General features: G+C 41.3%; 31 protein-coding genes. 7 read left to right on the forward strand and 24 right to left on the reverse strand.

Annotated elements, in window-relative coordinates:
* Positions 1-256 precede the first annotated feature (256 nt).
* On the reverse strand, positions 257-1,219 hold the full coding sequence (locus tag ACHUFN_RS11350; protein WP_394222494.1) for a ParB/RepB/Spo0J family partition protein: 963 nt from the start codon (positions 1,217-1,219) through the stop codon (positions 257-259).
* Between the two features lie 3 nt (positions 1,220-1,222).
* Positions 1,223-2,383: an AAA family ATPase gene (locus tag ACHUFN_RS11355; protein WP_394222495.1), complete on the reverse strand. Its 1,161-nt coding sequence runs from the start codon at positions 2,381-2,383 to the stop codon at positions 1,223-1,225.
* 127 nt (positions 2,384-2,510) lie between these two features.
* Between ACHUFN_RS11355 and ACHUFN_RS11360 the strand changes: the two genes are divergently transcribed.
* On the forward strand, positions 2,511-3,656 hold the full coding sequence (locus ACHUFN_RS11360) for a replication protein RepA (RefSeq protein ID WP_394222497.1): 1,146 nt from the start codon (positions 2,511-2,513) through the stop codon (positions 3,654-3,656).
* 605 nt (positions 3,657-4,261) lie between these two features.
* Here the strand turns inward: ACHUFN_RS11360 and ACHUFN_RS11365 are convergent.
* Together ACHUFN_RS11365 and ACHUFN_RS11370 are read right to left on the reverse strand one after the other, a co-directional pair.
* On the reverse strand, positions 4,262-4,705 hold the full coding sequence (locus tag ACHUFN_RS11365; RefSeq protein WP_394222498.1) for a hypothetical protein: 444 nt from the start codon (positions 4,703-4,705) through the stop codon (positions 4,262-4,264).
* Positions 4,706-4,707: 2 nt separating this feature from the next.
* The gene (locus ACHUFN_RS11370) at positions 4,708-5,769 is read right to left on the reverse strand and encodes a ParM/StbA family protein (protein ID WP_394222499.1); all 1,062 of its coding nucleotides are present in this window, start codon (positions 5,767-5,769) and stop codon (positions 4,708-4,710) included.
* A 570-nt stretch (positions 5,770-6,339) separates the two neighbouring features.
* On the opposite strand from ACHUFN_RS11370, the gene ACHUFN_RS11375 reads away from it, so the two are divergent.
* The 6 genes from ACHUFN_RS11375 to ACHUFN_RS11400 all read left to right on the forward strand — a co-directional run bounded on the left by ACHUFN_RS11375 (position 6,340) and on the right by ACHUFN_RS11400 (position 13,289).
* Positions 6,340-6,870, forward strand: coding sequence for a hypothetical protein (locus ACHUFN_RS11375; protein WP_394222500.1), 531 nt, complete (start codon positions 6,340-6,342; stop codon positions 6,868-6,870).
* Between the two features lie 90 nt (positions 6,871-6,960).
* Positions 6,961-7,650, forward strand: coding sequence for a hypothetical protein (locus ACHUFN_RS11380; protein WP_394222501.1), 690 nt, complete (start codon positions 6,961-6,963; stop codon positions 7,648-7,650).
* The gene (mobH, locus tag ACHUFN_RS11385; RefSeq protein WP_394222502.1) at positions 7,647-10,217 is read left to right on the forward strand and encodes a MobH family relaxase; all 2,571 of its coding nucleotides are present in this window, start codon (positions 7,647-7,649) and stop codon (positions 10,215-10,217) included. Before ACHUFN_RS11380 ends, mobH begins: the two co-directional genes overlap by 4 nt.
* Positions 10,207-12,105 carry a conjugative transfer system coupling protein TraD gene (gene traD, locus ACHUFN_RS11390; protein WP_394222795.1) on the forward strand — a complete coding sequence of 633 codons (1,899 nt, stop codon included), beginning with the start codon at positions 10,207-10,209 and terminating at the stop codon, positions 12,103-12,105. The genes mobH and traD overlap by 11 nt, the downstream gene beginning before the upstream one ends.
* 3 nt (positions 12,106-12,108) lie before the next feature.
* The gene (locus ACHUFN_RS11395) at positions 12,109-12,642 is read left to right on the forward strand and encodes a hypothetical protein (protein WP_394222503.1); all 534 of its coding nucleotides are present in this window, start codon (positions 12,109-12,111) and stop codon (positions 12,640-12,642) included.
* The gene (locus ACHUFN_RS11400) at positions 12,642-13,289 is read left to right on the forward strand and encodes an IncC plasmid conjugative DNA transfer DtrJ family protein (RefSeq protein WP_394222504.1); all 648 of its coding nucleotides are present in this window, start codon (positions 12,642-12,644) and stop codon (positions 13,287-13,289) included. Before ACHUFN_RS11395 ends, ACHUFN_RS11400 begins: the two co-directional genes overlap by 1 nt.
* Before the next feature lie 55 nt (positions 13,290-13,344).
* Here the strand turns inward: ACHUFN_RS11400 and ACHUFN_RS11405 are convergent, their stop codons facing one another.
* From ACHUFN_RS11405 to ACHUFN_RS11500, 20 genes are all read right to left on the reverse strand, one after another.
* Positions 13,345-13,611 (reverse strand): hypothetical protein, encoded by a 267-nt coding sequence (locus tag ACHUFN_RS11405; protein WP_394222506.1) that lies wholly within the window; start codon positions 13,609-13,611, stop codon positions 13,345-13,347.
* 496 nt (positions 13,612-14,107) lie between these two features.
* Positions 14,108-14,377 carry a hypothetical protein gene (locus tag ACHUFN_RS11410; protein WP_394222507.1) on the reverse strand — a complete coding sequence of 90 codons (270 nt, stop codon included), beginning with the start codon at positions 14,375-14,377 and terminating at the stop codon, positions 14,108-14,110.
* A 443-nt stretch (positions 14,378-14,820) separates the two neighbouring features.
* Positions 14,821-15,099 (reverse strand): hypothetical protein, encoded by a 279-nt coding sequence (locus ACHUFN_RS11415; protein WP_394222508.1) that lies wholly within the window; start codon positions 15,097-15,099, stop codon positions 14,821-14,823.
* Between the two features lie 10 nt (positions 15,100-15,109).
* Positions 15,110-15,868, reverse strand: coding sequence for a hypothetical protein (locus ACHUFN_RS11420; protein ID WP_394222509.1), 759 nt, complete (start codon positions 15,866-15,868; stop codon positions 15,110-15,112).
* Positions 15,869-16,509: 641 nt separating this feature from the next.
* Positions 16,510-16,791 carry a hypothetical protein gene (locus tag ACHUFN_RS11425; RefSeq protein WP_394222510.1) on the reverse strand — a complete coding sequence of 94 codons (282 nt, stop codon included), beginning with the start codon at positions 16,789-16,791 and terminating at the stop codon, positions 16,510-16,512.
* A 216-nt stretch (positions 16,792-17,007) separates the two neighbouring features.
* A complete protein-coding gene (locus ACHUFN_RS11430) occupies positions 17,008-17,226 on the reverse strand; it encodes a hypothetical protein (protein WP_394222511.1) in 219 nt (72 codons plus the stop codon).
* A 260-nt stretch (positions 17,227-17,486) separates the two neighbouring features.
* On the reverse strand, positions 17,487-17,759 hold the full coding sequence (locus ACHUFN_RS11435) for a hypothetical protein (RefSeq protein ID WP_394222512.1): 273 nt from the start codon (positions 17,757-17,759) through the stop codon (positions 17,487-17,489).
* Positions 17,760-17,958: 199 nt separating this feature from the next.
* Positions 17,959-18,105 (reverse strand): hypothetical protein, encoded by a 147-nt coding sequence (locus tag ACHUFN_RS11440; RefSeq protein ID WP_394222513.1) that lies wholly within the window; start codon positions 18,103-18,105, stop codon positions 17,959-17,961.
* A gap of 227 nt (positions 18,106-18,332) precedes the next feature.
* Positions 18,333-18,611 (reverse strand): hypothetical protein, encoded by a 279-nt coding sequence (locus tag ACHUFN_RS11445; protein WP_394222514.1) that lies wholly within the window; start codon positions 18,609-18,611, stop codon positions 18,333-18,335.
* Between the two features lie 278 nt (positions 18,612-18,889).
* Positions 18,890-19,372, reverse strand: a complete 483-nt coding sequence (locus tag ACHUFN_RS11450; RefSeq protein ID WP_394222515.1) for a hypothetical protein — start codon at positions 19,370-19,372, stop codon at positions 18,890-18,892.
* Positions 19,373-19,530: 158 nt separating this feature from the next.
* Positions 19,531-19,788: a hypothetical protein gene (locus ACHUFN_RS11455; RefSeq protein WP_394222516.1), complete on the reverse strand. Its 258-nt coding sequence runs from the start codon at positions 19,786-19,788 to the stop codon at positions 19,531-19,533.
* A 366-nt stretch (positions 19,789-20,154) separates the two neighbouring features.
* Positions 20,155-20,703, reverse strand: coding sequence for a hypothetical protein (locus tag ACHUFN_RS11460; RefSeq protein WP_394222517.1), 549 nt, complete (start codon positions 20,701-20,703; stop codon positions 20,155-20,157).
* Between the two features lie 13 nt (positions 20,704-20,716).
* Positions 20,717-20,881 carry a hypothetical protein gene (locus ACHUFN_RS11465; RefSeq protein ID WP_394222518.1) on the reverse strand — a complete coding sequence of 55 codons (165 nt, stop codon included), beginning with the start codon at positions 20,879-20,881 and terminating at the stop codon, positions 20,717-20,719.
* A gap of 331 nt (positions 20,882-21,212) precedes the next feature.
* The gene (locus ACHUFN_RS11470; protein ID WP_394222519.1) at positions 21,213-21,713 is read right to left on the reverse strand and encodes a hypothetical protein; all 501 of its coding nucleotides are present in this window, start codon (positions 21,711-21,713) and stop codon (positions 21,213-21,215) included.
* Positions 21,714-22,278: 565 nt separating this feature from the next.
* Positions 22,279-22,788, reverse strand: coding sequence for a hypothetical protein (locus tag ACHUFN_RS11475; protein WP_394222520.1), 510 nt, complete (start codon positions 22,786-22,788; stop codon positions 22,279-22,281).
* 10 nt (positions 22,789-22,798) lie between these two features.
* Positions 22,799-23,281, reverse strand: coding sequence for a hypothetical protein (locus ACHUFN_RS11480; protein ID WP_394222521.1), 483 nt, complete (start codon positions 23,279-23,281; stop codon positions 22,799-22,801).
* Positions 23,282-23,502: 221 nt separating this feature from the next.
* Entirely contained in the window at positions 23,503-24,054 is a 552-nt protein-coding gene (locus ACHUFN_RS11485; protein ID WP_394222522.1) for a hypothetical protein, read from the reverse strand.
* 171 nt (positions 24,055-24,225) lie between these two features.
* Positions 24,226-24,462 carry a hypothetical protein gene (locus tag ACHUFN_RS11490; protein ID WP_394222523.1) on the reverse strand — a complete coding sequence of 79 codons (237 nt, stop codon included), beginning with the start codon at positions 24,460-24,462 and terminating at the stop codon, positions 24,226-24,228.
* A gap of 10 nt (positions 24,463-24,472) precedes the next feature.
* Positions 24,473-24,688: a hypothetical protein gene (locus tag ACHUFN_RS11495; RefSeq protein WP_394222524.1), complete on the reverse strand. Its 216-nt coding sequence runs from the start codon at positions 24,686-24,688 to the stop codon at positions 24,473-24,475.
* Positions 24,685-24,888 (reverse strand): hypothetical protein, encoded by a 204-nt coding sequence (locus tag ACHUFN_RS11500; protein ID WP_394222525.1) that lies wholly within the window; start codon positions 24,886-24,888, stop codon positions 24,685-24,687. Before ACHUFN_RS11500 ends, ACHUFN_RS11495 begins: the two co-directional genes overlap by 4 nt.
* Positions 24,889-25,031 lie beyond the last annotated feature (143 nt).

Consider the following 25,031-nt stretch of genomic DNA (forward strand, 5'->3'; position numbering starts at 1 on the left):
ACATAGGATTGTAATTTACAATTGGTACTTCTCAGTAAATCAGAACATGAGATTGTAATTTACAATCGGCCCTTCTTTGTAAGTCAGAACATAGGATTGTAATTTACAATCCGTACTTCTTCGTAAGTCAGAACAAAAGATTGTAATTTACAATCCGTACTTCTTCGTAAGTCAGAATACTGTGTTGTAGTATTTTGCAAAAAAAAACGGATTGTAATTTACAATCCGTCTTCTTTTGACACAGTGAATAAAAATCTTACTTCTTAAATCCGTCCACTTCCTTGAGTGCAGCTACAATCTCATCCATGCTAGATTCACGCGGTAAACCTTCAAACGTCAATGTTACTTTTTCGCCTAATTTTTTAACTTTAAGTTTTGAACCATTCAAGATAGTTGTTTTGGTTTTAGGTTTCTCTTCACCTTCAACAACAGAAATAACTGACTTTAAGAATAAATTGTTTTTTCTGTCTGGGTAATTAGCTTTAATCTTTTCGACAGCTTCAGTTAGTGTTTTGGGTTTTTCTTTGTATAAACTACCAATTTTTACAAGCTGATTTAGTTTTACTTTTGTAACGTCAACTAACTTATCAGAAAGACATAATGCATCATACGCATCTCTCGCTTTCATTGTACGAGCAAAGTTACCCGCATCCCAACCGATCATTTCTGCAATTTCTTTACCAGTAAGAACTTTATCATCGACTAAAGGTAGGATTGACAGCCAACGCTCAAAAGGGAGGATGTCGTTTCTATCCTCGTTCTCACTAAACATTAACTTTGCTGCTTCAGCATCTGTCAGCGTCTTTATAAATGCTTTAAAAAAACCTACGGTACGAGATGCTTCAAAACGCAACCTTCCAACAATCAACTCATAGATAATACGGCCGTCTTTTGTAGTTTCATTTGTTTTTCGAACAACTCCCGGAATATGCTGACCATCTGCTTCAATAGACTTTCTTAACTGTGTAACTCTCTCCGTATCAAGAGAGCTATTGTGTCTATCATGATATTTGAAGATTATAACTTGGTCATGCTCTAGTTGAAGTACCGGCTCTTTGACAGTTTTAGGCCGTTTTTCATGAACACCCATCGCCAGATTAACGGCTGGGTTAATTGTCTTTGTGCGTTGAGGTGAGCTTTTCTGTTCTGTGGCGGTTGGTTCGTCATTACTTTTAATGACATCAAGTAAGCCACGCGTATGACTAGTCTTCTTACCCATCTGTTATACCTCGACTTCTAATAAACTGTCTTGGATACTATTCAAATTTGTTAAATCGGTGATGATCTCGTTGAATAGGTCTTTCATATTTTCAGTTATGCGTTTATCTGGCTTGGCAGCCTCATATGGTGTCTGAAATACCGCTGACGCATTATCAATGGACTCTGAATGCAACATACTGTTTGCATACATATGTCTGCCAAGAACGGCTTCCATAACTTCTATGAATTCATTGCTCTTCGTGTTTCGACGATCGTACATAGAAGCCATTACTTTAATACTTTTAAAGACCTTACCACTTGCTACTTTGTAAACGTATTCTGTGGCCATTTCGAGAAATTGCCGAGTACTGACAAAATCAAGCATGCGGGGAGGGCAGGGGATTATAATATTATCTACACTGAGAAGTGTTTGAAGACCGATTATGCCAAGACTAGGGGGAGCATCTACAAATACGAAATCATAGCTGTTTCTGACGGTGTCAATACCTTCCTTCAATCGTTGAAAATATTCCAGAGGATCATCATCACCACTGCTAATTTGAGAAACAGCCTCAAATTCAGAACTAGATAAATGTTGCGTGGCAGGAATAATATGCAGATTATCGAAGTGGGTTTCACGTATCGCATAATCGAGCGTGGTCTCTTCTGAATAAAGTGTAAATGGTAAAACAGTGTCATTTGCATCGACATCCCCATCACCAACTATACCGAATAGAGCACTAGTACTTGCTTGGCTATCCATGTCAATGATTAATACCTTGTAGCCATTAAGCGCACAATATTGAGCTATGTTAACAGCAGTAGTCGTTTTACCAACCCCACCTTTAAAATTATAAAGCGCAGTGGTGATTCCAAGACGTTTGCTGGGAGTATCCTTTTTCAATCTCGGAACAATCTTGAAGTGTTCACGTAATTTATTTACTTGTTCAAGCGTGTAGCCGACGCGTCGTCCCGTTTCAGGGTTTACTTCAGGCTTTTCTATTACTCCATCTTCTTCAGCTTTATACAAAGTTGAAGTCGTCTTTTTAATAAAGTGGCATACCTCTTTAGTAGAAAAATATCTCATTTTTCTCTTAGTATGCGGTGAAATCCCTGCTTCACGAGCGTGATTGATAAGTCTATCCATCGCTTCAGTGACTGTTTTTAATGATGTTTCTGACACTTGAATAAGTCCTCAAATTCATGTAAAGATCGCGTAATGCCTATCTATCTATACTAATACAAACAAAATATAAAAAAAGTAAAGATGAGATATATTACGAAAATATTTACAGATAAGAAAATATCCAATGAAAAATACGAACGCCCAAGAAGGGCGGGTGATGCAGGACAATAAAAACCAGTATTATAAAATCCTTTCAACTCAGTTGTCTCAAGGAATACCAGAGATATCAATAGCGGCCTTGAGTCTTGAACTGTCAAAGATTTCAAAGTTTCCTTTCGAACCAGAACTAATCGATAAAACGCTTTTTGAAATAATAGCAAATGGCGTATCACAAAACCCTTTAACGATTACTAAAGAGTTCGTAATTAGGTATCGAACATGTATCGATATGCAAAAGCATGACACTCCAGCTAAGCACCTCATTATTCGTGATGAAGAAATTGAACTTGCAATTCAAATGTCTGATAAGCAAGAGCGGGATATTTGGTATAGTTACTCTACTTTTTGTACTCACTTTTTACCTCCTTCCCCTACTAACAAAAAAGAAATAACGACCAAATATCCTCACAACACAATGACAATAAGCTCTATAGGCGAAACAATGTTGCCTTACGGTTCTATACCTCGGATATTAATTTGTTTTTTAAGCACAGAAGCGAAAGTTACCGGTGAACGCACAGTGGCCATTGGGAAAACTATCCATGATTTTGTTAAAAAAATTGGATATACACCAAGCTATATCAATAATGGAACAAACCAACAAGTCATGGAGCAACTAGAGAGGCTATATAAAACAGAATTTTCTCACGATTACTCTGAGTCTAGATATCTCGAAGACGGAACCAAAGAAACTTTTAGGTACCAAAGAAGCTTTAAGATCTTTGATGAGAAACTAACCTTTGAAACAGTTAATAATAAACTCGTGCAGCAACAGGTCACGTCTGTAACGTTATCTGAAGCCTTTTTTAACGAAATCAAAAATCATTCTGTGCCTTTGAAACTAGAAATACTTAAAAGCCTAAAGCGCTCACCTCTCGCTTTGGACCTTTACGTATTTATCAATTACCGTTCAAATACAGGTCGAGTAATCGGTATAAAGTTAAATGATTTATTTAATCAGTTTCCGATAGACTATGAAAAATGGCGTTTCAAACAGCGTCTTATCACAGCTTTAAAACTAGTTAGAGCAAACTGGCCAGAATGCAATGCAATCATAAAAGAAAACACGCTAATCATTCACAACACATTACCCTCTGTTACCACAAACTGAAAACCTATCGAAAAAATGATAAAGCTGGGAGTGACCCGGCTTTTTTTTTATCAAAAAAAAGCCACTTGAGAAAAATAGGGATACTTAGCTTTAGCTCAAATTCATATAATCCACCACGTTCCTACTACAGGCACACTTCATTCAAGCTAACTTTGTTAAAAAAGCGCCGATTTTCTTTAGAAAGTTCAAAAAATTTTAAAATCGATATATTTTTAGTTTTTTTTATTTTTTTTTGAGAATGGCCTTTAAATACGAGGGATAAGAGAACTTTCAAAAGTAATACTAGCCTTATCGCATAGTAGGAACGCGGTGGTTTTATAGTAGGAACTCGGTGGCCTTATAGCAGGAACCTGGTGGTTGTATAGTAGGAGCACGGTGTTTTTGTAGATCAAATCGGCGGGTAAGTAGATCAAAGTGGTGGCAACACCGCTACAGCCCTTTTGAAACGTGGCATACAGAGAACACCAAGTAGCTCTTCAAGTAGTTGAAGTATTAAAAGTATAAAGAAGAAAACAACCCCACGACGTCGCTTCGCTCACGTCACGGGGATGTTCGAAATTGTTTATGAAAATATAAGTACATTACAACTGATGCATTAGGAGCATTTAGAGGAGTTCAGCTAACTCCATATCACTATCGTTTATAATTAGATCATTATAAAGGTCCTTTTCTGCTATCGTCTCATCAATCGATTTTGACACTGTTACCCCCTTTTTTTCACTTATAAATTTTGGCGTTGTTACGAATGTGGAATTTGCACTCTCAATAAAATTAAGCAATCGAATGATTTCAGCAGACCGATGCCGTGGAGCAAAGGCTTTTAGGTGTTCATATAGATCTGGATGAGAGGCCCTAGTGATGCGTAGTCTAATAATAAATGATGGACAAACATCACCAGCATCTAATGGATATGAAATATTATTAAGAGCTAATCGCATGAAAAGCCTAATTATCTCATTTCTACCCTTTCCATCTAATTTAGAAACAAGTGCAGTTATATTCGGTAACTCTTCATTATCAAGCCTAAACTTGCTGATGATATCCGACATGACTACTTACCAGATTTTGCCTTTAACGCACCACCATATTGCAAACCTTTGCCAACCGCATCTATGCCATAACTTACTACAGCATGATGCTTAAAGCGTCGCTGAATATGGTCTAATAACAAGCTTGAAGCACCACCAACAACGACGATGCCATCTAACGATGCACCTTTACCTATGACATTGGTTATCTTGTTCGCCGCTTTTTCCATATGGGAAGCGATTAGTTTACTAGCATCAAAGGAAACTGTTTCAGACACATGAATTGGAAAATCAAAAGTTTTACCAAACATAGATAGATTTCCAGTTTCAAAAGCCTTGTTAATGATTGATGGTGAAACCTCACCAATATCAAAAACTTTGCTGGAACCTAGGTACTCTGCAATTTCATGCACGAGAACAGACATGCCAAGGTCTATAGCACCGGAGAGTTTTTCGTCAGGTCTCATGTTGTTAATCGAAAGCCAATCAAGAGTCAGGTAGCCAATATCAATCACAAGGAAATTTTTGTTAATAAGGCTTCTCAACCCAGTTTCTGGCGATGATTCATATACGTGGTAAAGCAAACCTGCGAATGGTTGACTAACAATCCAAACATTTTCTATATCAATTTTGCGTTGGCCAATTTTGATATTTTTGGCCATTGCTTCTAATTTCGGTTTCAAATGCATCCGATTGACTGGTAGGGCAAGTGCTAACATGTCAATTTCATTATGAGGTTGCAACGACAGACAGCCAAGAAACATTGCTAGATATTCATCACTATCGATGTAGTTATCATTAAGAACCTCTACACTTTTACGCTCACTAGATAGACCAACATCCGTACCGACTTGCCACTCGTTGTCGTTAACAGTAACAACAGCACTTTTTCCGGTGGTAACCAGTAAACCTCCCGTTAAATCACTTCTAGAGCCAAGTTGTTTAGGTCGAGAGGGCATCGTCATCGAGTTCATATGCTTTCCATTGGCGCTATAAACTAATGTGGTACTTCCATATCCCACTTCAATTGACACAATAGAAGGATGCACCTTCTCATTACTCATGATTTTTTCAGCTACCGACATATATTACCTCGTACATACCTAAATTCACTGGGACATGAACACGTCACATGGGACATAAACATGTCACTTGGGACACAAACATGTCTCCAAGAAAAATATAAAAACAAATCCTGCTAATAAGCAGAGACACAAGAGAGTCACTTGGCACACAAAAGTGTCACTTGGAACACAAACGTGTCACTAAAATAATAATAAAGCTTATAAAAGCGCTCTACGTCTGATAAGGACCCTAAAAAGTGACGTTAATATAAAATATGAGAGAAAAGCATCTAATCTTTCTTAGTATTGAGATGGTTATGAATAACCTTCCTGTAACTAAATATAATGCAAATAAATCAATTAAAACAATGTAATAAGTTATAAATCATTGTTAAATAAAAAACCATATATTTAATTTTTAAAGACACGCCTATCATAGATGCAAATATCAAATAAACTATAAAAGACCCTGCAATCAATAATTTAAGGTAATTAAATGTTGAGATGTAAGATAAATAAATGACAATTCAATTGACATGTTTTAGGGTAAAGAAGGTTATTAAATTATTATATACTTTTTAGAGGATGATAATGTTTGGAGAGAGTTACGTAAAAATGCATCTCGCACAAAGAGAATGTGTACATGCATTGCTGCAAGATATGGAGATGCAAATTGCAGCGTACACTGCACGTATGAACAAGGCTCGAAATGCGAAGGTTAGTAAGGCAGACTCGAAGTATCGTTATACACTTATCCCGAAGATGACTATTCGAAGCGACAGGTTTAATCCGGTTGAGCTTCCAGAATATAGTTCAAAAGACCTTGCTCCGCGTGTTCGATGGTATCAATACGATTCTGTAAGACGTGCTGGAGTCAATAAGGTGGCCAAAGAAGTACCAACAAACAAAACCGGATACACAATAAATACATTTATGAAGTATGCACCTGTAGAGATTGCAAAGCTGGCATATGAAACAGAGCAAATATTGAAAGAGCGAAGGGGTGTTATCTCTGATCTTTATTTATTCAAACGCGTGAAGCGTAGAGTTTTTTCTATACCCAGCCTAAAAGAAGAACTAGAAGAAGCTTACGCGCAAGCCTCAATACATACTGAGAATTAAGAGACAAAAACAAGCACCTTAAATCCCATACCTGCTCACGAAAATGAGACATCATTATGATGCCTGTTCTTATTATCAAAGGAGTAGCATATGGCAGACATCAAGGGCGCAGTACTAAGCGCCACCCAAAAATTAAATATCCGCAGCGCCTCAATCGGTAATTACTATGAAAGGAACAAAAAGAGAATTACCCAAGCAGGCGCTAAATTCCTAGAGCTTAGTGAAACTGCAAAACAACGAGATGATTGGAAAGGCCGTCTCGAATTGTGGAAGCAAGACACACATATTATCGCCAATGAAAGTGTAGACAAACTTCAAGTTCAATTGGACAAATTAGGTAACGATACCATTCAACTTGAAGGCAGTGACTCTGCATTCGAGATGGAAATCGCGCACCCATTTATGAATAACATCAAAAAGCTAATCGAGAGCATTGATGCGGTCATGTGCCAAATACAATTGCAATGGGTAAGCGGTTTAGTTGACGACTTCATTTACGAACAAGCCTCGAACCAAAGTATCAATGCACTAAACAAAATTATTTCACGTTTTGTGTATCTGTCTGATGAAAGTGCCAAGCGCAATCGAGGGCTTTTTAGCCAAAGAACGTTTGAAAGAATGATTTCAAAAGAGGTTCGCAACCTAGCCAATCCAAAGACAAAAGCTAGCGTTCTTGCAAAGACTGACGCAGCCGATGCAGAAAGCGGAGTAACAAAAGAACTAGATGCAGCAACGAAGAAAGGAGCTGACAAACTAGATAAGGAGACTAAGGCTGCATGAAACTCCTAAATGCTGCTGTCGGAAGAATAGCAAAACTAATCAACAAAAAAGGTGCGGATGACAAAGACATGTCAAACCTGACTGAGGGGTATTTGAGAAGATACCCTGTTAGGTCATTTGGTATCCCTGTCGCGAATGTAGAAGACATACTTCTTTCGTACAAACTTGAAATAAAAAAGTTGATACCGGCAGCAGCAATTAGGATAAATTCTGAAAGGCCAGAAGAACCAACCTTTAACAACCTCTACAAAGAGACCATTCAAAACCTTGCTGGATATGTCCATTTATTACCGGCAAGTGAATATCACCACCACCATGAGCTTGGAGGTCTTTTTTATCACAGCCTTCAAACAGCTCATGGGTGTTTGGAAAAAGCAAGAAGCCGTGAAGGCAAGATACCCAGAGACAAGAAAAGTTCAAATATAGACATATTCCAACTGATTAAACCTAAATGGATTTACGGTGCGTGGGCATTGGGATTAGTTCATGATATTGGGAAAGTCATTATGGATATCACAGTCTATGAACATGGAAACGAGACAAACGTATGGAGCCCACTAAATGAGTCATTAATAGCTTGGGCAAAACGCACGGGTGTCAGAAGTTATGAAACACGCATGACGAAAGATAGGCAACATGGTGCCCATGAAGAAGTAGGTGCGCTGTTGGTTAAAGAAGTGATCAGCAAAGAAGGTATTGAATACATACGGGCTGGCGGCCCAATGCTGATGAATCAGATATACCAATACATGAGCGGTAAATATATTGACGGCGCCTTTCTGCACCAGATAGTCAAACATGTCGACGGGCTTGAGACCGCTCGCGACATCAATATGCGATGGGACAAACATTTAGGTGAATCAAGAGTCAATGTTGAAAAGATCTTTATTTCATCAGCACGCTCTCTTTTGCCTACAATGAAAGCCAATGAACCCAAGGGTAAAATATTCGTTTGTGGTGGAAGGGCCTTCGTGACTGTGTCGGCAATAGACCAAATAATTGCGTTCGCCAAACAAGAGAATTACAAGCAGTTTCCCAGTTCAACAAAAGAGTTTTGCGAAGCACTAATGGAAGCTGGAGTTGTCGAGCCAATACGGAATCAAAATGGGGAAGCAACCGATGAGTGGTTTGGAATATTAAAACCATCTACAGGGAATGAATACCGCGTTGTCAAGCTTGTATCACCAATAGTCATCTATTGGGAAGGCGAGACACCAAGATCTATCCCCGGTGTATATATCGTTGGGAATACAGGTGTTAAGGAAGCCTATTCAGCCGATGGTACTCTCCAATTCAATACAGGTAAGGATACTGACGGAATTGGAAATAGTGATGGGAAGGAAAAGCAAGTACTAGAAAAAGGCGCAGATAACTCAGAAAAGCAAAACACTGAAAAAAATATCAATATCAAAACAAGTGCCAGTGCAGTTGCCAAAAACGACAAACCCGACATTCCCACTATGAGTGATGCAGAAATGGCGTCACACCTAGACGCGATGGAAATGTATGTAGATGATGAAGATGATTCTCTTGCATATGAACACAACACGCCAGTTCAACACGAAACTGAATGTGCTGAGAAAGATATACCAAGACCCAAGACAAAGAAGCCGACCCTTATTAAGACAGATAAAAAAGCCACTTTACCACCACCAAAGCTAGAAACATACGAAACGGAAATTGAAGGTAAAGAAGCTGATTGTAAGCAACAAACCTTAGATGAGAAAAACTCACCTAAACGCAACAACAAGGCCATAAACCTTAAAGAAAGCGCATCGGCAGATAAGAAGGAAAAACAAAAAAATATTACCGAACGCAAAAGAAATAATCAGAGAAAGAAAAATGTTGCTGAGGACCAGAAGCTTGGAGATGAGACAGATAAACAGGAAACGAGTCACAAGATACCACGAGCAACGACTGTTCAGAATGGCACCAATAAACCTAAACGCAAAAGGTTTAACCAAACAGAAGACAAAGTAAGTAAGTTCCTTTCTGAAGAACTTAACCAAAAAATGAGTAATGGAGATGTGGCTTATATAGACGGCACTTTTGCATTGTCAGTAGACGCAATAACAGAGATGTCCAATACAGATTATATGCAGGCCTTACCACAGCTAAAAGCAAGAAACATCATTAGCGATGAGCGTGGAATTCGAAAGATAGTAGTAATGGGCAATGAGCAAATCATGGTTGTTTTAAACAAAGGACTTGTGGAACGCATAGCGGATGAAAAGAGCATAGACATGGAATCAATCGCCATTATCGAAAGAGAAAATCCCACTATAAAAGATAAGAACAACCGGAAAAATGACCTTATAGCGAAAAGTAGAGTTGCAGAAAATAAGGACGATTACGCATCTCAAGTCATGCAATTACTAGAAAACTCTGAAGCCGTTATTGAGGAGCGTGATGGAATTTACGTTGAATTCAACCACGTAAACAACATAACTCGAAGGTTTTCGAAAGAAAATCAGCAATTGTTGCAGGCGGCTATTACGAAATATCACGAAATAGAAAAAGAAGATAAAACCTATATTCGAATTTTGGAGAAATGTGATGAACGATAGGTCACACCCACTATTTAATGAAAACCTTTTCCGTCCAGTTTTTGAGATGGCAAATGGGCATTGTCTTGCTGGCCTTAGCGTTGCAAATATTGCATTACAAGGAAGTACTCCAACACAAGTTGCTGTTGCTGTTTCATGCGCACTCTTAGGCATGGGAGTGATGTCATATAAAAAAGCAACTCCAAGAGTAAAGTTGCACATGGATATCAAATACAACGATTTCATGTTTATGGACCTTGATGAAAAAATAGAGCGCCAAATGGCAGATAAATCACAAGTCCAAATCGGAAGGGGCTTTATATGGGGGCCAGAACATACCACTCGTGTTCGCGAGTTAATGAGATTATCGGCTGACAAATCAGAAATAAAGATCCCTCTCGTTGCGCAGATGTTTGCCAAAGACAAAGAGGACAGTACTAAAAAGTTAGGGGGTCAACCATATATCCATGCAGTAGGTCTTGAGAAAAAAGATGAAATCATGACTAAGAAGGCAGACAACCTTAAAGGTCATACAATGATATATGGACAAGTAGGTACCGGTAAAACAACCTTACTTGTTGAACTCTCTACTGGAGCACTGGCGCGTGGAAATACAATAGTTGTCATTGACCCTAAGAACGATGGGAACTGGCAGAATGCATTGAAGTACGTTTGCGATAAAATGGATCTACCATTTTATTATTTTCACCCATCAAAGCCGTCAGGCGATGTTGTTAGAATTGATGCGATAGGAACCTACACAAAAGCATCAGAGATTGCATCACGATTGCGGTCAATTCTACCAAGCGGTGGTGATTCTCAAGCGTTTGCAGAATACGCGTGGAGCCAGTTCAACTCCGTGTCAGAGGGACTTCTATACATTGGTGAAAAGCCTTCCTTAATCAAAATGCATAAATATTTATTCTCTGAAAGGTCAGATCTAGTTAGGCGCACCATAGAAAAATATTTAGAAAACAGGCACGGCGTGAACTGGTTCGAAGAAAAAGAATCAGCAGTTAAGCGTGCAGGTGGTGACACATGGCTAGAACAGCTAATGAATTACTACACAAATGTTGTTTGTTTAAAGCCTACAGAAGATAAATTAATTGACCGTGAGCGTCGTATAGTACGAACGATGATTAACTATATATCGTCAGAAGACCCATCACGTTATTCAATGATGATGTCGACAACAAAACCACTTATCGAACAGTTAGTGTCCACACCACTGGATGAGCTACTGTCACCAGAGTATGTTCCCGGCGCAGACGACCACCGGCCAATTATTACGACAAAAGGGGTTATGGATACAGGAGGGGTTTTATATATCGCTCTTGACTCAATGTCTGACAACACAATAGCTAGTGTAGTTTCAAAAATGCTTATCTCAGATATCAATGCAAATGCAGCAGAGCGGTATAACACGAACGCACAGGACCCTGTGAGATTGTCGTTATTTGTGGACGAGGCACATAGTGCATTGAATGAACCACTCGCAGAACTGATGGCAATGGGTCGTGCGGCAGAAATTGAGGTTTATATAAGCTCTCAGACGCTCCCAGATTATTTCCATAAAGCAGGGAAAGAGATGGCAGAGAGACTAACAGGCCTTTGCAGAAACCTAATCACAATGAGTATATCCGATGAAGTAACTAAAAAGTTCGTATCAGACATGCTAGGTCAAACTAGGGTAAGGGAGGTCGAGAGAAAGCTGTCATCTGGTTCATCGACAGAAAGTGAGGTTCAAGACTTCAGCGCTGGATATGCAGAAACGTATCGGGACGTTGATTCAGACCTTTTCCCGCCGTCGCTATTATCTGTGCTTCCGGTATTGCAGTATATGGCGAGCTTTCAAGATGGAAGTAAGGTGAAAGGTGTAGTGCCAATTCTTAGGTTCGGAGGCAGATAAAACATGGAAAGTAAGATTGCATCAAAGGGAAGGAAAGGTGTACTAATGCACCTATCACGAAAATCTAGGCAGGAATTATCTTACATCTGGACTTGTGGCCCATCACTCGAAGACGCATTCTTCAAGTTTGCAGATGCAGTAGGAGATATCATAGCGGATGGTGAACAGACCATATTTGTAAAATATGCCCTAAGTGCAATAGAAGAATACATGAAGCCTGAAATCGGCCTAAAGGAATCAGGGAAGCTTTATTTGAGTAAGCTGGTTGATGGTATGGAAGCGGTAGCTCGTTACAATGTCGTCAGTGGAAAAGCTCCGTTTGAAAATGTCTTCGATATATACAATGAGACATTTGTGGAATGGTACAAACGCATTGACGCAGAGAACGAGCCTTTAAGAATAAGTAAGCCTCCAACTACTGAAGAACAAGTTAAGTTAAGGGAAACAGCAAGAATTGTACTCCTGTCTAAAATTGCAAGCAGCCACACACTAATGATGATGGGAATAATACCCATGCGAGCAATGGAGGTGAGTTGATGGCGTCAACTGAAGGTACTAAAAAGAAAATCTCACTGATGATTGCAGCGGCGACATTTCTGCTTATCGCCGTCAATATGGTGTTCTACTCTGTTGAAGAAAATGAAAAGCGAGTGGATGAGGAAGTTGCGTCTCTGGGAGAAGCAATGGGGGCGTCGGGGGTGCAGAGAATAATAGATGACTCATCACTCGCCTATGACGTTGTGATGCGTAAATCTGGAATAGAGAAATTCATTGATGACAACATCCTGAAAAGCTCTAGGCATTACAATGCGGATGCGGTATTTGAAAAGATGAACCCTCTTGCAGTGCAAATGGGCATCAACTTTAAAATCGCTGTCTATCAAATGGCACTCCGCTATGCCACGCTTAAAGAGTGGTTTATATTAATTATGTTTCTTATTGCAGGTATGTGGGTAGATGGATATCACCAACGTCAAATAGCGCGATACGAGGTTGGCGTTCCTAGCGTAGGGCGAAGCCGATTGTGGTATATGATATTCGCTCTGTCTACCCTAATTGTATCACTTTATCTGATGCTCCCAGTTGAAGTCGGGATCATGGCATTCTACCTTCCATTAATATTTTTTACCTTAGTGGCTGTGGGTGGAAGGTTTATGATAATAAACTTTCACAAGCTCTTTTAGCGAAATTAAAAAAGCCCTCATAAGTGAGGGCTTTTTTGTAGGTTTTGTATCTACTCTAAATATTGATGTCAGAAAAACCTGAATCAGAAGAAAGAACTAAAAGCTCTGGGCTGCAATCATTGCCAGTTGACGTTACCAAAGAATTTGATGGCGCATGGTCTAAGTTGCTGTGAGATAAAAAAGCACCTTTATGACTAGTAGCACTAGAAACAAAGTTATCGTCTTCAGGGATTCTCACTTCATTAATTGGCGCATCCGAACCAGAAGTAAGAGCAAAAAGAAGACCTATAACAATAAACGCTGCTAACAAAATAAAAGCCATAACGCACCACCTAAAACTAAATAAAATTAACCTACATCATTAGTATACATACTATACAGGTGACGCAACCCTTATATCAAACAGAATTTAGTAAAAAATACAACTGCAAACACCGTCTCTCAAAGAGTTAGTAGCCGTTTATAATAGCCAAAGCGAGGTATACGAAAGAAACGCATCTTCCACCTAACATAGATAAACTCTGTATACGAAAGACATTCATAACCACGCCGCGCAGACAATGATGCATCTACAATCATGTCTATGAAAGACGCCTGTTAATAGCAATACTGACAATACAGTCACGTCAACGAAAGACACAAGAAACACCCAAAGGTGTAGTCGGGCATAAAAGGCACGCCGTCTATTAAAGACATATGTAGTGTCCAATACTGATTGGTGCTGATACACACTTCCAACACGTTTAAAATAAAAGGGAATAGGAACAAAGGGGAGGGAGATGGCGCCACTGAATATGGTGACGCAGTTCTAGATAAGGTTATAGTTCGAAGTCACTGATGTAATCGTAGACACATCCATTGATAACCTCAACAAAGCCTCTATCGTCTACGGCTGCCCACAAGCCATGCTTCATAGTGACTGCATATTCCAGACCTTCCACTTGCTCTAAATCCAGAGACTCTTTCTCACACATATAGAGATACATGTCTGAGAGAGATTCATGAACCACACAATCTGTGAGGAGACCCAAGTTCAATTGAGCCTTCACGATAAAGAAGTGTTTGTGCTTGTTAGTGATGAAATGCATAACGAACTTATCCATAGCTTTAATAATGTAATTAAATGATAAGGCAAGACATAACAATGCAAGCAAGGCACGACACTCGATGGGTTGTCTACCGAGGAAAATATAATGTCTTAGAGGAGCGATCAGCATTTAGCCAATAGCATATACCTTGTCCAAGGAAGAATAGGTGAATGCGGCATGCAGAGATAATTAACAGGTCTACGAAAGACAGTGATTTGTCGAATAAAAAAAATCGACACGCTTATACCGTAGACAGCACAGCAAGGGGTTAACATCGAAAGGACATATGGAAGCGTTGACCACCAGAGAAAAGGTTGATGTAGTATAGCGAACAAAAAAATAAGACCGCCCAGAGGCGGCCTTAACGTTGTGTAGGAGGACAACGAATTCAGTGTAAGTATTTAGTCCACCAGCGACAAAGCTAACTGGAACGTCTTACCATGCTAAGAGTTTCGATTAAGAAGGTATCGCTCTAACGTTGCGACATCTTTCTCCTCTACAAGGACAGTGTTCTTGACAGTGTAGTTAAACTCGCCGTTCAGATCGTCGACGCTATCGCCATCCCACTGTGCAGTATCGTCATCAAAAACGCCATGACACTCAGCAACAAGCGCAGCACGGCCAGCATTGTCTTTAGTTGTTGCCTTAATGAGGTGGATTGAATCTTTCTCTAACCCATTCGTTTTAATTTTCAGGGTAACTAAGTAGGTAGCTAAGTTCATTGCGATTTCCTTATGCAGCAAGAGATATTGAATTAACAAAGTCACGGGCTTCACGTATTGCTTCTGACACCATCTGACGCAGGTGCCCATCGTAATTCTTTGATGGACTATCGTTACTCTCAGTACAGCCACCAAGGTAGCTTTCGCCAAGTACAGTTTCATCCTCTCGTTCAATAACTGACACTCTCAAAGTAAAATAGCGTAGCTTTTTATCAATGCAGGCTTGAACTGTGTCGTCGATAAGTGATTCATCCCAATGTTGAACCGAAAAATCTTTATCTTCGCTCTCTTCAATAATCAAGCTGAAGCGAGCAGTATTGAATGTGCGCTTTTTGTCGGCCAGTGCACCGTATTTAGAGCCAGCATCGATAATGGCATAGCCATTTGATTCGAGTGACTGTGAGGTTGCCTTAACGTCTTCTTCAAGTGCCTGTTCAAAGGATTGAAACGACGCCCATTCAAAATCCGTTAGCTCTTCACCATAACAAGCTTCGGCAATGACACTCATTGTATTGTAGTGTGAGTAATGCGTAGCATAGCTGTTACGTTCAATTGTTACCGTTGCCCCTTTATTAATAGCTCTTTTCACAGCAGCCTTTTCAGTGTCTTTCATTAGTTTATCGGCGAAGCTGATAAGCGCCTCTTCTTCGATATCACCATACCAAGCCATACCGTCGCCCTGACAATAATTAAGTGAGTAACAGATGTCATCAGTAGGGTAACCACGTTTTTCCAGTTGGCGTGTGAAGTAAGTCTTAATAAGGTTCATAACAATTTATCCTGTTTGTTCATGACCCTATAAGTTTCTCACACAGTCAGATGGCGCAAGGGATATAGGTGTGTAGATGCCTTGTCGCTCGTGGACATGCAGGGATGCAAAGAGGCAATGTCTTTAGTGGAATTGCGAGGCAGGGGTTAAACCCGGTCATTCAAATACCCAGAGAAAGACAGTGTGTCTATCGAAGAAATGAAGAGTCTGCGCCAAGCCCGGAGCGAAATTCGTCCGGCGTTTTACGTTGTGTCTATGATGGAGAAAGGTAGTGAATGAAAGAGGCATGTAGGCCACCAGCTAACACGTTTAAATTGGGCACAAAAAAACGCCCTTGAAGTAGGCGCTGGTGGTGGACAGGGTGTGCTCCTAGTTACGTTCTACATCTTGGATGTGGAGTAGCCTTATATCGATGCAGACTGTTTGTGTTTCGATACTTATAGGTTCTCACCATTTGCCTTAGCGCAAGCGTGCTATTCAGGAATATAGAATGTACGCGGTAGACATAAAGTAGTGAAATTAAGTACAAGGCAGGTGGGGAATGTTTGGGAAAGACGAAATAGAGAAGGTGTCAGTGGCCCGGTAATGAATGACGCCCTATGAGGTGGGCGCATCCATCATAGACAGAATTAACCTGAAGGTTAATCAAGTTCAGCAATGCGTGCGTCGAGCGTAAGCAATACTGAGTGAAAGAATGTTTCGGCAGCCTTTGTATCTTGACGGACCTTTAAAAGAAGCTCGCGCTCAGTGAGCCCGTCCTTATCTATATGACCGGTAAGGCTGTTACGAACCACTTCATCCAAAGAGAGGGCTGCTTGCCGTTCAGATTCGCGTTGGGCAGAAGCGTGCCCATCTTGTATCGCTTCACCAACGGCACTGCGAGCTTTGTCTACTTCATTCTTGTTTATGTGATTATCCGTCATAACTATCTCCTTGTTCATTGGTAGACATACAATAGTCAAACAGGTAACGAAAGATATCAAGACATCTCTTGTCTTTGGTAGAGGTAAGCTAAATAGGTTATAGAGGAAAAAAGCAAGCAGGGCATTTAAGTAGCGTCATGTATAACTAAGTTAAGAAAATAATAAAAAGGGGCAATAGCGCCCCAGTTAACAAAAACAGCTTGTTCAAATAAAACGTTAATCCACCTGCTGTTCAAATGAATCCAACTCCTCTTGAAGTCTGTTGTTTTCTGCTAGAACAGCGCCCATGCGGAAGCACTGATTTTGTAGTTTAAGCTTAAGTTGTTCTATCTCTGTTGCCATCTCAATAACCAGCTCAGCTGAAATAACCATATTGTTCATGCGATTTGCTTTGGCTGTATCAACCGCAGAGTCTAAGCCTAAAATATCACTCATAATGTTGCTCTCCTTTAATTGATAACTCTACTATATCGTCAATCAGCATCCTGCAAGGGTGTGTGTACATGAGAGGCAATGTCGCCTATAGAAATGCTTCAGTGGGGAGAGTTGATGCTAGCGTCAATAATGCCTGTCCAAGATGAAAACAAAAGAAAGGCACTTTATTCCTATCGATACCAATTGAGTGATAGGGCGACGGGCTGTATATAAAAAAAACCCGCCACTAAGGACGGGTAAGGGGTCGCAGGGAGGGTGCGCTACAAAGTGAAAATGGAGTATTCAAATCCCCATATATCTGAGTGCCATGAAGCTTTGTAGGTTTCATTGGCACTACATGTAATCGTTTCTTTAAGTGACTCCACGGTGTGCTCGCTATTGCCCTTGAAATCGTCAAACTCGATAGAGACAAGCTGAGGGGCTACAGCTCCGCGAAATACGACATCATCTTCAACAGTAACGCGCCCGGTAATAATGTCACCGCTATCAAAAGTAACCTTAATGGCATTCATGTTTGTATTTAGTGTGCTCATATGAACTGTCTCTACGTTGTTAGTCACTATCTATACTTAATAAGTTAACACTGACTGATTTATCGCAATCCCCGAGCCCGTGAGATAGCGTGTCGCTGGTGGAAATATGAGGGTGGATGTGGCGTCTATGATGGAAACGATAACCCCTGGTCGGAAACAGACATTATCGCCCCGTTTAAAGCTTTTCGAGCTACAGTAATTAGTAAAAGAAAGTTTCAACTAATTGGTAGCGCTTCTTCCCAACCCGACGAACGGTAAACTCTTTTCTACCCAGTGTAAGTGACTCGCCTACCTCTGGCTGTTGTTTAAAGAACTCGACATGAGCCTGAATACTTCTATGTAGCATGAGCGTTTCCTTGATGGACTTGGTAAAGGATTATGAGCCAGATGGGGCTGAGGGCGCACTTGTTCGTCGAACCCTCGCTGTAGCAACCTCAGAGTCAGAAAGTCCATAACGTCGATTCAATCGGCTTCTAGCCTCTTTCTCTGTTCTGCCTGAGGCTCAGCCAAAAGTGGCTTCGTTATCGTCAGTGGTGTAATCGAAGGTGAATATAGGCTGTTGCATGTCGCCTCCTATAGCGCGTCAATCTGGGCATCGAGTGCGTTGTCGATATCACTTAGAAAGGCTTTAGCCGCAGCTATCTCTTTCTTAATTGCTTCAAGGCGCTCGCGTGCGCTGGTAGGAATATCGGTATAAGCGTCTCTATTTAGGCCATCACGAAGGAATGAAACCAGTGTATTAAGACTAGGTTTTTGCTCATCGCGCTTGGCGTTGTTAGCCGCTTCAATGGCAGCCGTAGTCAGTGCTTCACGAGTGGCAACGAATGCGTTGTAGTTATCTTGTCTGTTCATGGCGTTTGTCCTGTTCATTTCCAACACACTTAGTGTCTCATTGGTACAGGTGACGCAAGGGTGAAGGAGATTCAAAGTGTTGTCGCTGGTGGATGCGGGAGCGCCCGATTAAGGAACTAGTAGCTAACTCACCCTTTTCTTCGAGAGATGCCCCTTGGGGTGATACCGTTGGCATAAGTCGTCTACGGTTGAAGAAGTAGCCAAGCCACCAGCGCCTACCTTCCGTTTAAAATATCAGATAAATAAGTGGCACGAATGCCTGCCTGTTTCTTTGGCTTTTATGCTGCAAGACAATGCCCGTCGCTTTCCCTTATCCGCTCCTTAAGCTTTGAAAGCTCTTGATTGATTAGTTTCGCAGCTATTTCAGCGTGGTATGTGGCGACTATCCAATTACCTGCAAGGCCTTTAGGGTTATCTTTTACAAAGAAAACGTCGTCATCCGCTTCCCATGGTTGAAACTCATCAGGGTATAAAACTGCACCAGCATTAGCGAACTGCCACGGCGTTGTTAGTTCATTTACAGCTTCAGCGGAGAACCCTTTGGTATGGCTAGCAAAACGACTTTCATGAACGCACTGAAGGAGCATGCGTATCGCTTCGCCGCTAAGCGCCTTGAACTTACCGTTAAAGGAAACACGACAAGCAGTGACTAAGCCTCTGTCAGTAAACTCAATCCTTCTGTTATCACCATGTCCTAAATACGTGACCACATTGTATAGGGTGTTATCTACACGGGCATTTGATGATAAAGCTACTGGCATAGCGATACGCTCCTTACGCGAAAAATGTTGTTTATCTTGAACACATCTAGTGTCTCATGCGTGCAGGTGACGCAAGGGGATTGGAAATGCAAAGGGTTATCGCCGATGGACAGAGCAAACGTTAGCTCGAAGCGTGGGGCGCAATACCCCGGTTGCCTTCAAAGGTTCTCTTTCGCCCAGTCCATCGCCATATTGGCGGCACAAAGCTTTTTGAGTTTATTTGCAAGCCCACCAAAACCAGCTTCTTCCAGCGCCTCAAGTTCCTTTATAGGAGATACAAGCTCATTAACCGCACTAAAAAGATTATCCTCAGCCTTTTCATAGTTGTTTTGTGACGCCTCTGAGATAGGAAAACCCATCCCTGCCTCGAAGGTTTCTTCTACAGTAGCGTGCATAGGTGCAATTGACACAGACATAGTTGACTCCTTGGTCGTTAAATAGGGCGAGAACATAGGGAAACTCAAGTGCGATATTGCCTTTGCTCATCGATAAGGGAATTGAAACACGGGGAGAAATAGAGCAAGGTGCGTATTGATTAGCAACCCGTGTTGCTGGAAGAAAGAGAAGCCAATGGGGAGCGCGATGAAGCGCTTTAGATTTGTCTCTGAGGGAAACGAATGCGAGCACTACCGGTAATAGAAGAAGTCTATGGTTGAATCAGCTGTAAGCCGCCAGCTCAGCCGACCCATTTAAGATAGGTGCAAAAAAAGGGCATTAAAGCCCTAATAGTATGTTTGAGCAATGTGAGGCCTAGCCGAAACGCCAAGCCTCGCACAAGGGCATTAATCGCTGCCATACTTGACGGTGAATTGATAAGGCCCCTCTGTCACTTCTAGGTACATGTAGTCTTCGAAAATGCCATGTGTATCACCCTCTATGTGATAGTCAATTGAAACGCCTAGTGTCTCCATTGCTTTAAGGTGATTCATTGCTTCATCTATCTTCTTATCAGCAGCAACTTTGTGTGCTAGATAGTCTGCCTTTGCATTCTCTTTGGACATGAAAAAGCCGGATGTGGGTTGGTCACGGTGACAATTCCCTTGATCTTCAACGAACCGTTTACCGTCATACTTATATAACGCTGTGGGATGTACGAATTCCCTCTTTCTACCTGCGCCAACGGTAAAACAATTTGTTCGCTCACTCCAAGGGCAGATCATGTTTGGCTCATTTGAGCTTACACGAAGTTTTGCTAGTTCGCGTGCCTGCTCAACTGAATCGACATCCACTTCAAACTCGCCGAGCTCCGCACGGATACTCATTGGATTATCAACCTTGTTGTACATGCTTGATAGGTTTAAGGGGAGTTTTTTAATTGCGAATCGGGCCATGAGAGTATCCTTTTTACATTTTGCGTGGCTTATAGCAAAAATCAGCATCCTGACGTAACACCCTGTTAAGGGCTTCACAACGCTTCTTCGCTTCACTTTCGGACATTACAGGTTCGAAGGTCGGCTTATCTTGAAATGCGGTATTAAGCGGTGCTTTTACAATGATGTGCGTTTCCATTGGCGTATCTCTTCATTCAAATCAGTTACGTTAATCTTCCCATGAAGCCCAATGACGCAAGGGGAGGGATGCAGGTAACCTGTTTCGATGGTGGACAGAATACTACCTGACTAAAACCATAGGCGTGTCTCTGGAGGATGGTACTAGTGAGAGCGGTTGTGAGTGTGAAAGGTCAATGATAGACAACCCTTGACGGTAACAGAATCTCCACCACCAGCATTGAGAATGACTAGGCATCACGAACCCGTTTAAAAAACAGATACAAAAAAGGGGCAATGTAGCCCCAATTGACGCGTAACTAGATAGCTAGCATGCTTACAGACAGTATGTCTTATGGCATTTGTATCGCCGGATTTCTTTCAATTGAACATGTCTTATTGTGAAGGCCTGCATCATATATATCTTTTATTTCGGCGGTCAGGGCAGTGCGAGTGCTATTAATAACACCTTCGGCATAATCACGAACCATTTCTACTGCATCTAACTCTCTGGCAGAGGCACCTTCATGCACATTAACGCGTAGACAAGGAACATTGGATTTTGTGTCTATCCTCATCTTGGTGCCTTTAGTGGTCGCGTTATAAAACACACAGAGCGCGTCTGGGTCCAGACCAGCTTCTGAAGCTAACATATCCATCATCACGACAGATAACTCACCTTTGAAGACGATATAGCATTGCTCTTTAATGGCATTAGGGAATTGGGGATCATCAGAAGGAATTTCTCCTACCCATAAAGCAGAGCGATGCTCTTTACATACCCACGATACAAATTCATGGGGAAGAGCCAAATTCTTAAGACGGTGTTTTAGATAAGTGCTGATTGAGTGCATGATGAATCCCCTGTATGTGGTATAGGGTTAAGATAGCATTGGGTGCCATAATGCAAGGGATTGCATGGTAAAAAAGTGGCGTCTGCTGTAGACATAAACGAATTTCATAAAAACATATACCATCACAAATAGTATGGGTGATACAGCACGTTTAAGCAGCTATTCTATGGCGACTAGATGATAAGGCAAAAAAGCACCGTAGTGGCGCTTAATGATTGTCTTATGTCATTTAATTCAACTGGCGGCATTAAGTAAAGCCGAGCGAGAGTCAAGAGAGCGTTCGGCAGCATCCAGAAAAACCTTCACTTGCTGTATTTCATTTTGAATAACACCCAATAGCTCTTGTGAGGAAATATCGTCGCGGCCTGATGTTGTCTGTGTGTATTTAAAGAACCCCTGTCTAAAGAAGGATACTAGAGGTTCAATGGAGGCCTGTGTATCAGTTCGAGATTACCAACTACTTCATTATTTCACTAACTGAGGTAAGACAAGTGGGGCCTTTCGGATTGATTCGTGTCGCTGGTGGACATGACCAGAGGCGTCAAGTCACCTTTTCAAGAAGGGGCTACGCGGCCCCGTCAAACTCTGCTGAAACAAGGCGTGCCATATTATGCATTTCATCATCCGCATAATCTTTATTTTGTAGACCTGCATCTTGTATCTGCTGTATCTCTTGAGTGATGTCTTTCATATAATCCATCGCTTCCAATGCTAAGAGCTCGCACAGGTATTCCATCGCCGCATGTTCCTTAGCGGTATTGATGGGTTTGGTGTCAGGAATAAAAAATTGATTTCCACCTACATCGAAGTTGCGCATAACAGTCACACTGGCGCCATTTTCGATTGCACTGGCGAGGTCTTCAGTCAACGATTGACTTACTGACTGGCGCCATATTGCATTATCGTATTGGCCCTGCATAAGACGGTCAGAAGCCTTTTGAATCATTTCACTATCAAAGAGCCCAAAATATGACACGCTTGCCTTTTTTGTGTCTCCCAAAGACCAATCAATGTCACGGGTGGGCAGGTGGCGTGCTTTCAATCGATTTTTAATGTAAGTATCAATCAATGTCATATTAGGACTCCTAAACTGCATTAGCTTCAAATTCACGGGAAATCGCGGCGGCAACCTCTCTCAGTTCCCTGTCAGACGCATAACTCATACTACCTAATCCAGCTGTACGGACTTGTTCAATTTGGCTTTCAAGGCGTTTACAGCGCTCTTTGACATCTTTCTCAAAATCCTGAGCAAATCGAAGTACGACATTCCGCTCGCTATTTGAAAGGTTTCGGCTTTTGCGTAGCTCAACGACGGGCTTACCGTCTACAAACACAATGGTTACGGTGAGACCTTTTAGAAGGGCACTATCGAACTCATCCCTCAGGCTTAACTGGCCTGCAAAGAAGCGATACCCCGCGTTAACGACTTGTCCATCTGTAAGCTTGCCTTTGAAAGTAACGTGAGCATTACCAGAGGCGTCAAAAGTCCAATCATAAGACTCATGAGGCATCATTGCTGAACGTAATTGCGAATCAATAAATGCATCTATTAAGTGGTAACGTTTCATAGCGGTCTCTCCTTTAATCGATAGGCTTATTATGCTCTAAGCACCGATAACGCAAGCAGTAACCGAAAGAGAGCCAGTGTCATCAAAAGACACCGCATCAAAGAATAATAAGTAAATACAAGAAGTGATTTATGTCCACAGAAGACACGCTAAAGTGAAGCCAAGCTACTAACACGTTTAAAAAAAGGGGCAATGCGCCCCGTTAATAAACAAATAGCAGATTAAGTAGCTGACGACATCTGCTTGCCGAACGCTATCATAATGTCGTCTATGGCATACCGCAGTTGTTCGTCATCGTCGAACTTTCGGGTGTACAGGCCTGACTCATAAATTTGTTTTATTTCTTCAGCAAGCCTTTTGCGCAGTGTGTTATATTTTTCTGTAAGGAAATTGGCGCCTATATCAAAGACCATTTTATCTCTATCAAGCGCCGTCTCATGCATACGGGTTTTAACCTGTGGCACGCCGTTCTCGCACACTAGAATTAGATTTGCACCTTTAGCCCATGACTCAAGTAAGGAGTCTTTTCCATCACTGTTAAGTAAACCGTTGTCTAACCAGCGAATTAGGTTATTGATATTGATGGGGCCGTAAAATGACACATAGCTGCGTTCAGCTACGGCCATTGGGTAAAGAGGGTCGTCCATGGAAATTAAATCAAACTCAATCCCTCCAGACAACTCTTCGACGGCCCATTCGAACTCGCTATGGGGGAACCCGGCAAGTTCAAGCCGAGTTTTTATATAGGTATTAATTAGTGCGGTGTTACTCATGGAATATTCCCATAGCCATTAGATGATTTAATACTACCTCATCGTCACTGGCCGCAAGTAGCGAACTATTATGTGATGGTGTAGCCGATAGACGTAAAGGCATAGCCCAATAACATTATCTGTGCAGATATAGTTATTTATCAGTTGTACTGTCGGTGGAATAGCAGGATATTATACCTCAGAGCCACCAATCCAGTTTTCTTTATCAAAACCAAGATACGCGTTCCACCCATACGGCGCGATGGTGTAGTAATCGAAAGCCTCTAAAGCATCATGTGTCCAGTTACCCGGTGGTGCAGGTTCGGCATGAACCTGTTTGCCTTCCAAATCACGAACCACCAGCATTTTGTTTTCGTGACCGACAAGTAAATCGTTTTTCTCGTCGTTAATAGGTCTTGATACGATCATAGTAACAATCTTACTCCACTGTCATGAGATTCAGCGCCTCAGACTTTGCTTCAAGTATGACATCCTGAGGCACATCGATTTCATTTCTTCGCAATTTTGGCCAAGCATCAGTGTGTGCATATGAACCGTTGTCAGATTTGTAATAAGCGAGATATAAAATAATACCCTTAGCATTAACTTTTACGTTGAAGGTGTATGACCCGTCTTGACGTTCAATAGTTATCATAATACTTTTTCCATTTTATTCCGCTCTTCACGATACCCTTTAAGCGCTGCACGCTTATTAGGTGCATCGATTCGAATTTCATGTCGCTCAAAGCCGTAAGGAGCATCTTGGTCATCGACGAACTGCTTTGTGGCCAACACGGCTGCTACATTTCCGTCTGCATTTGACCACACGTCAAAAGCCATAAATTCTGTATCCACAATATCTCTTCCTAACTGTATTAACTTGGACAAACTGTAAACTACCTCAAGGGCTTCTTCTTTTAAACTGCCCACTCAGTCTCGGTGACATTTACTTTCAAGGTATCCGTAAGTACGCATATGTTATCGGCAAGGTGATAATA

It is taken from the genome of Alteromonas gracilis, from assembly GCF_043642145.1.
Classification (GTDB): Bacteria; Pseudomonadota; Gammaproteobacteria; order Enterobacterales; family Alteromonadaceae; genus Alteromonas; species Alteromonas gracilis_B.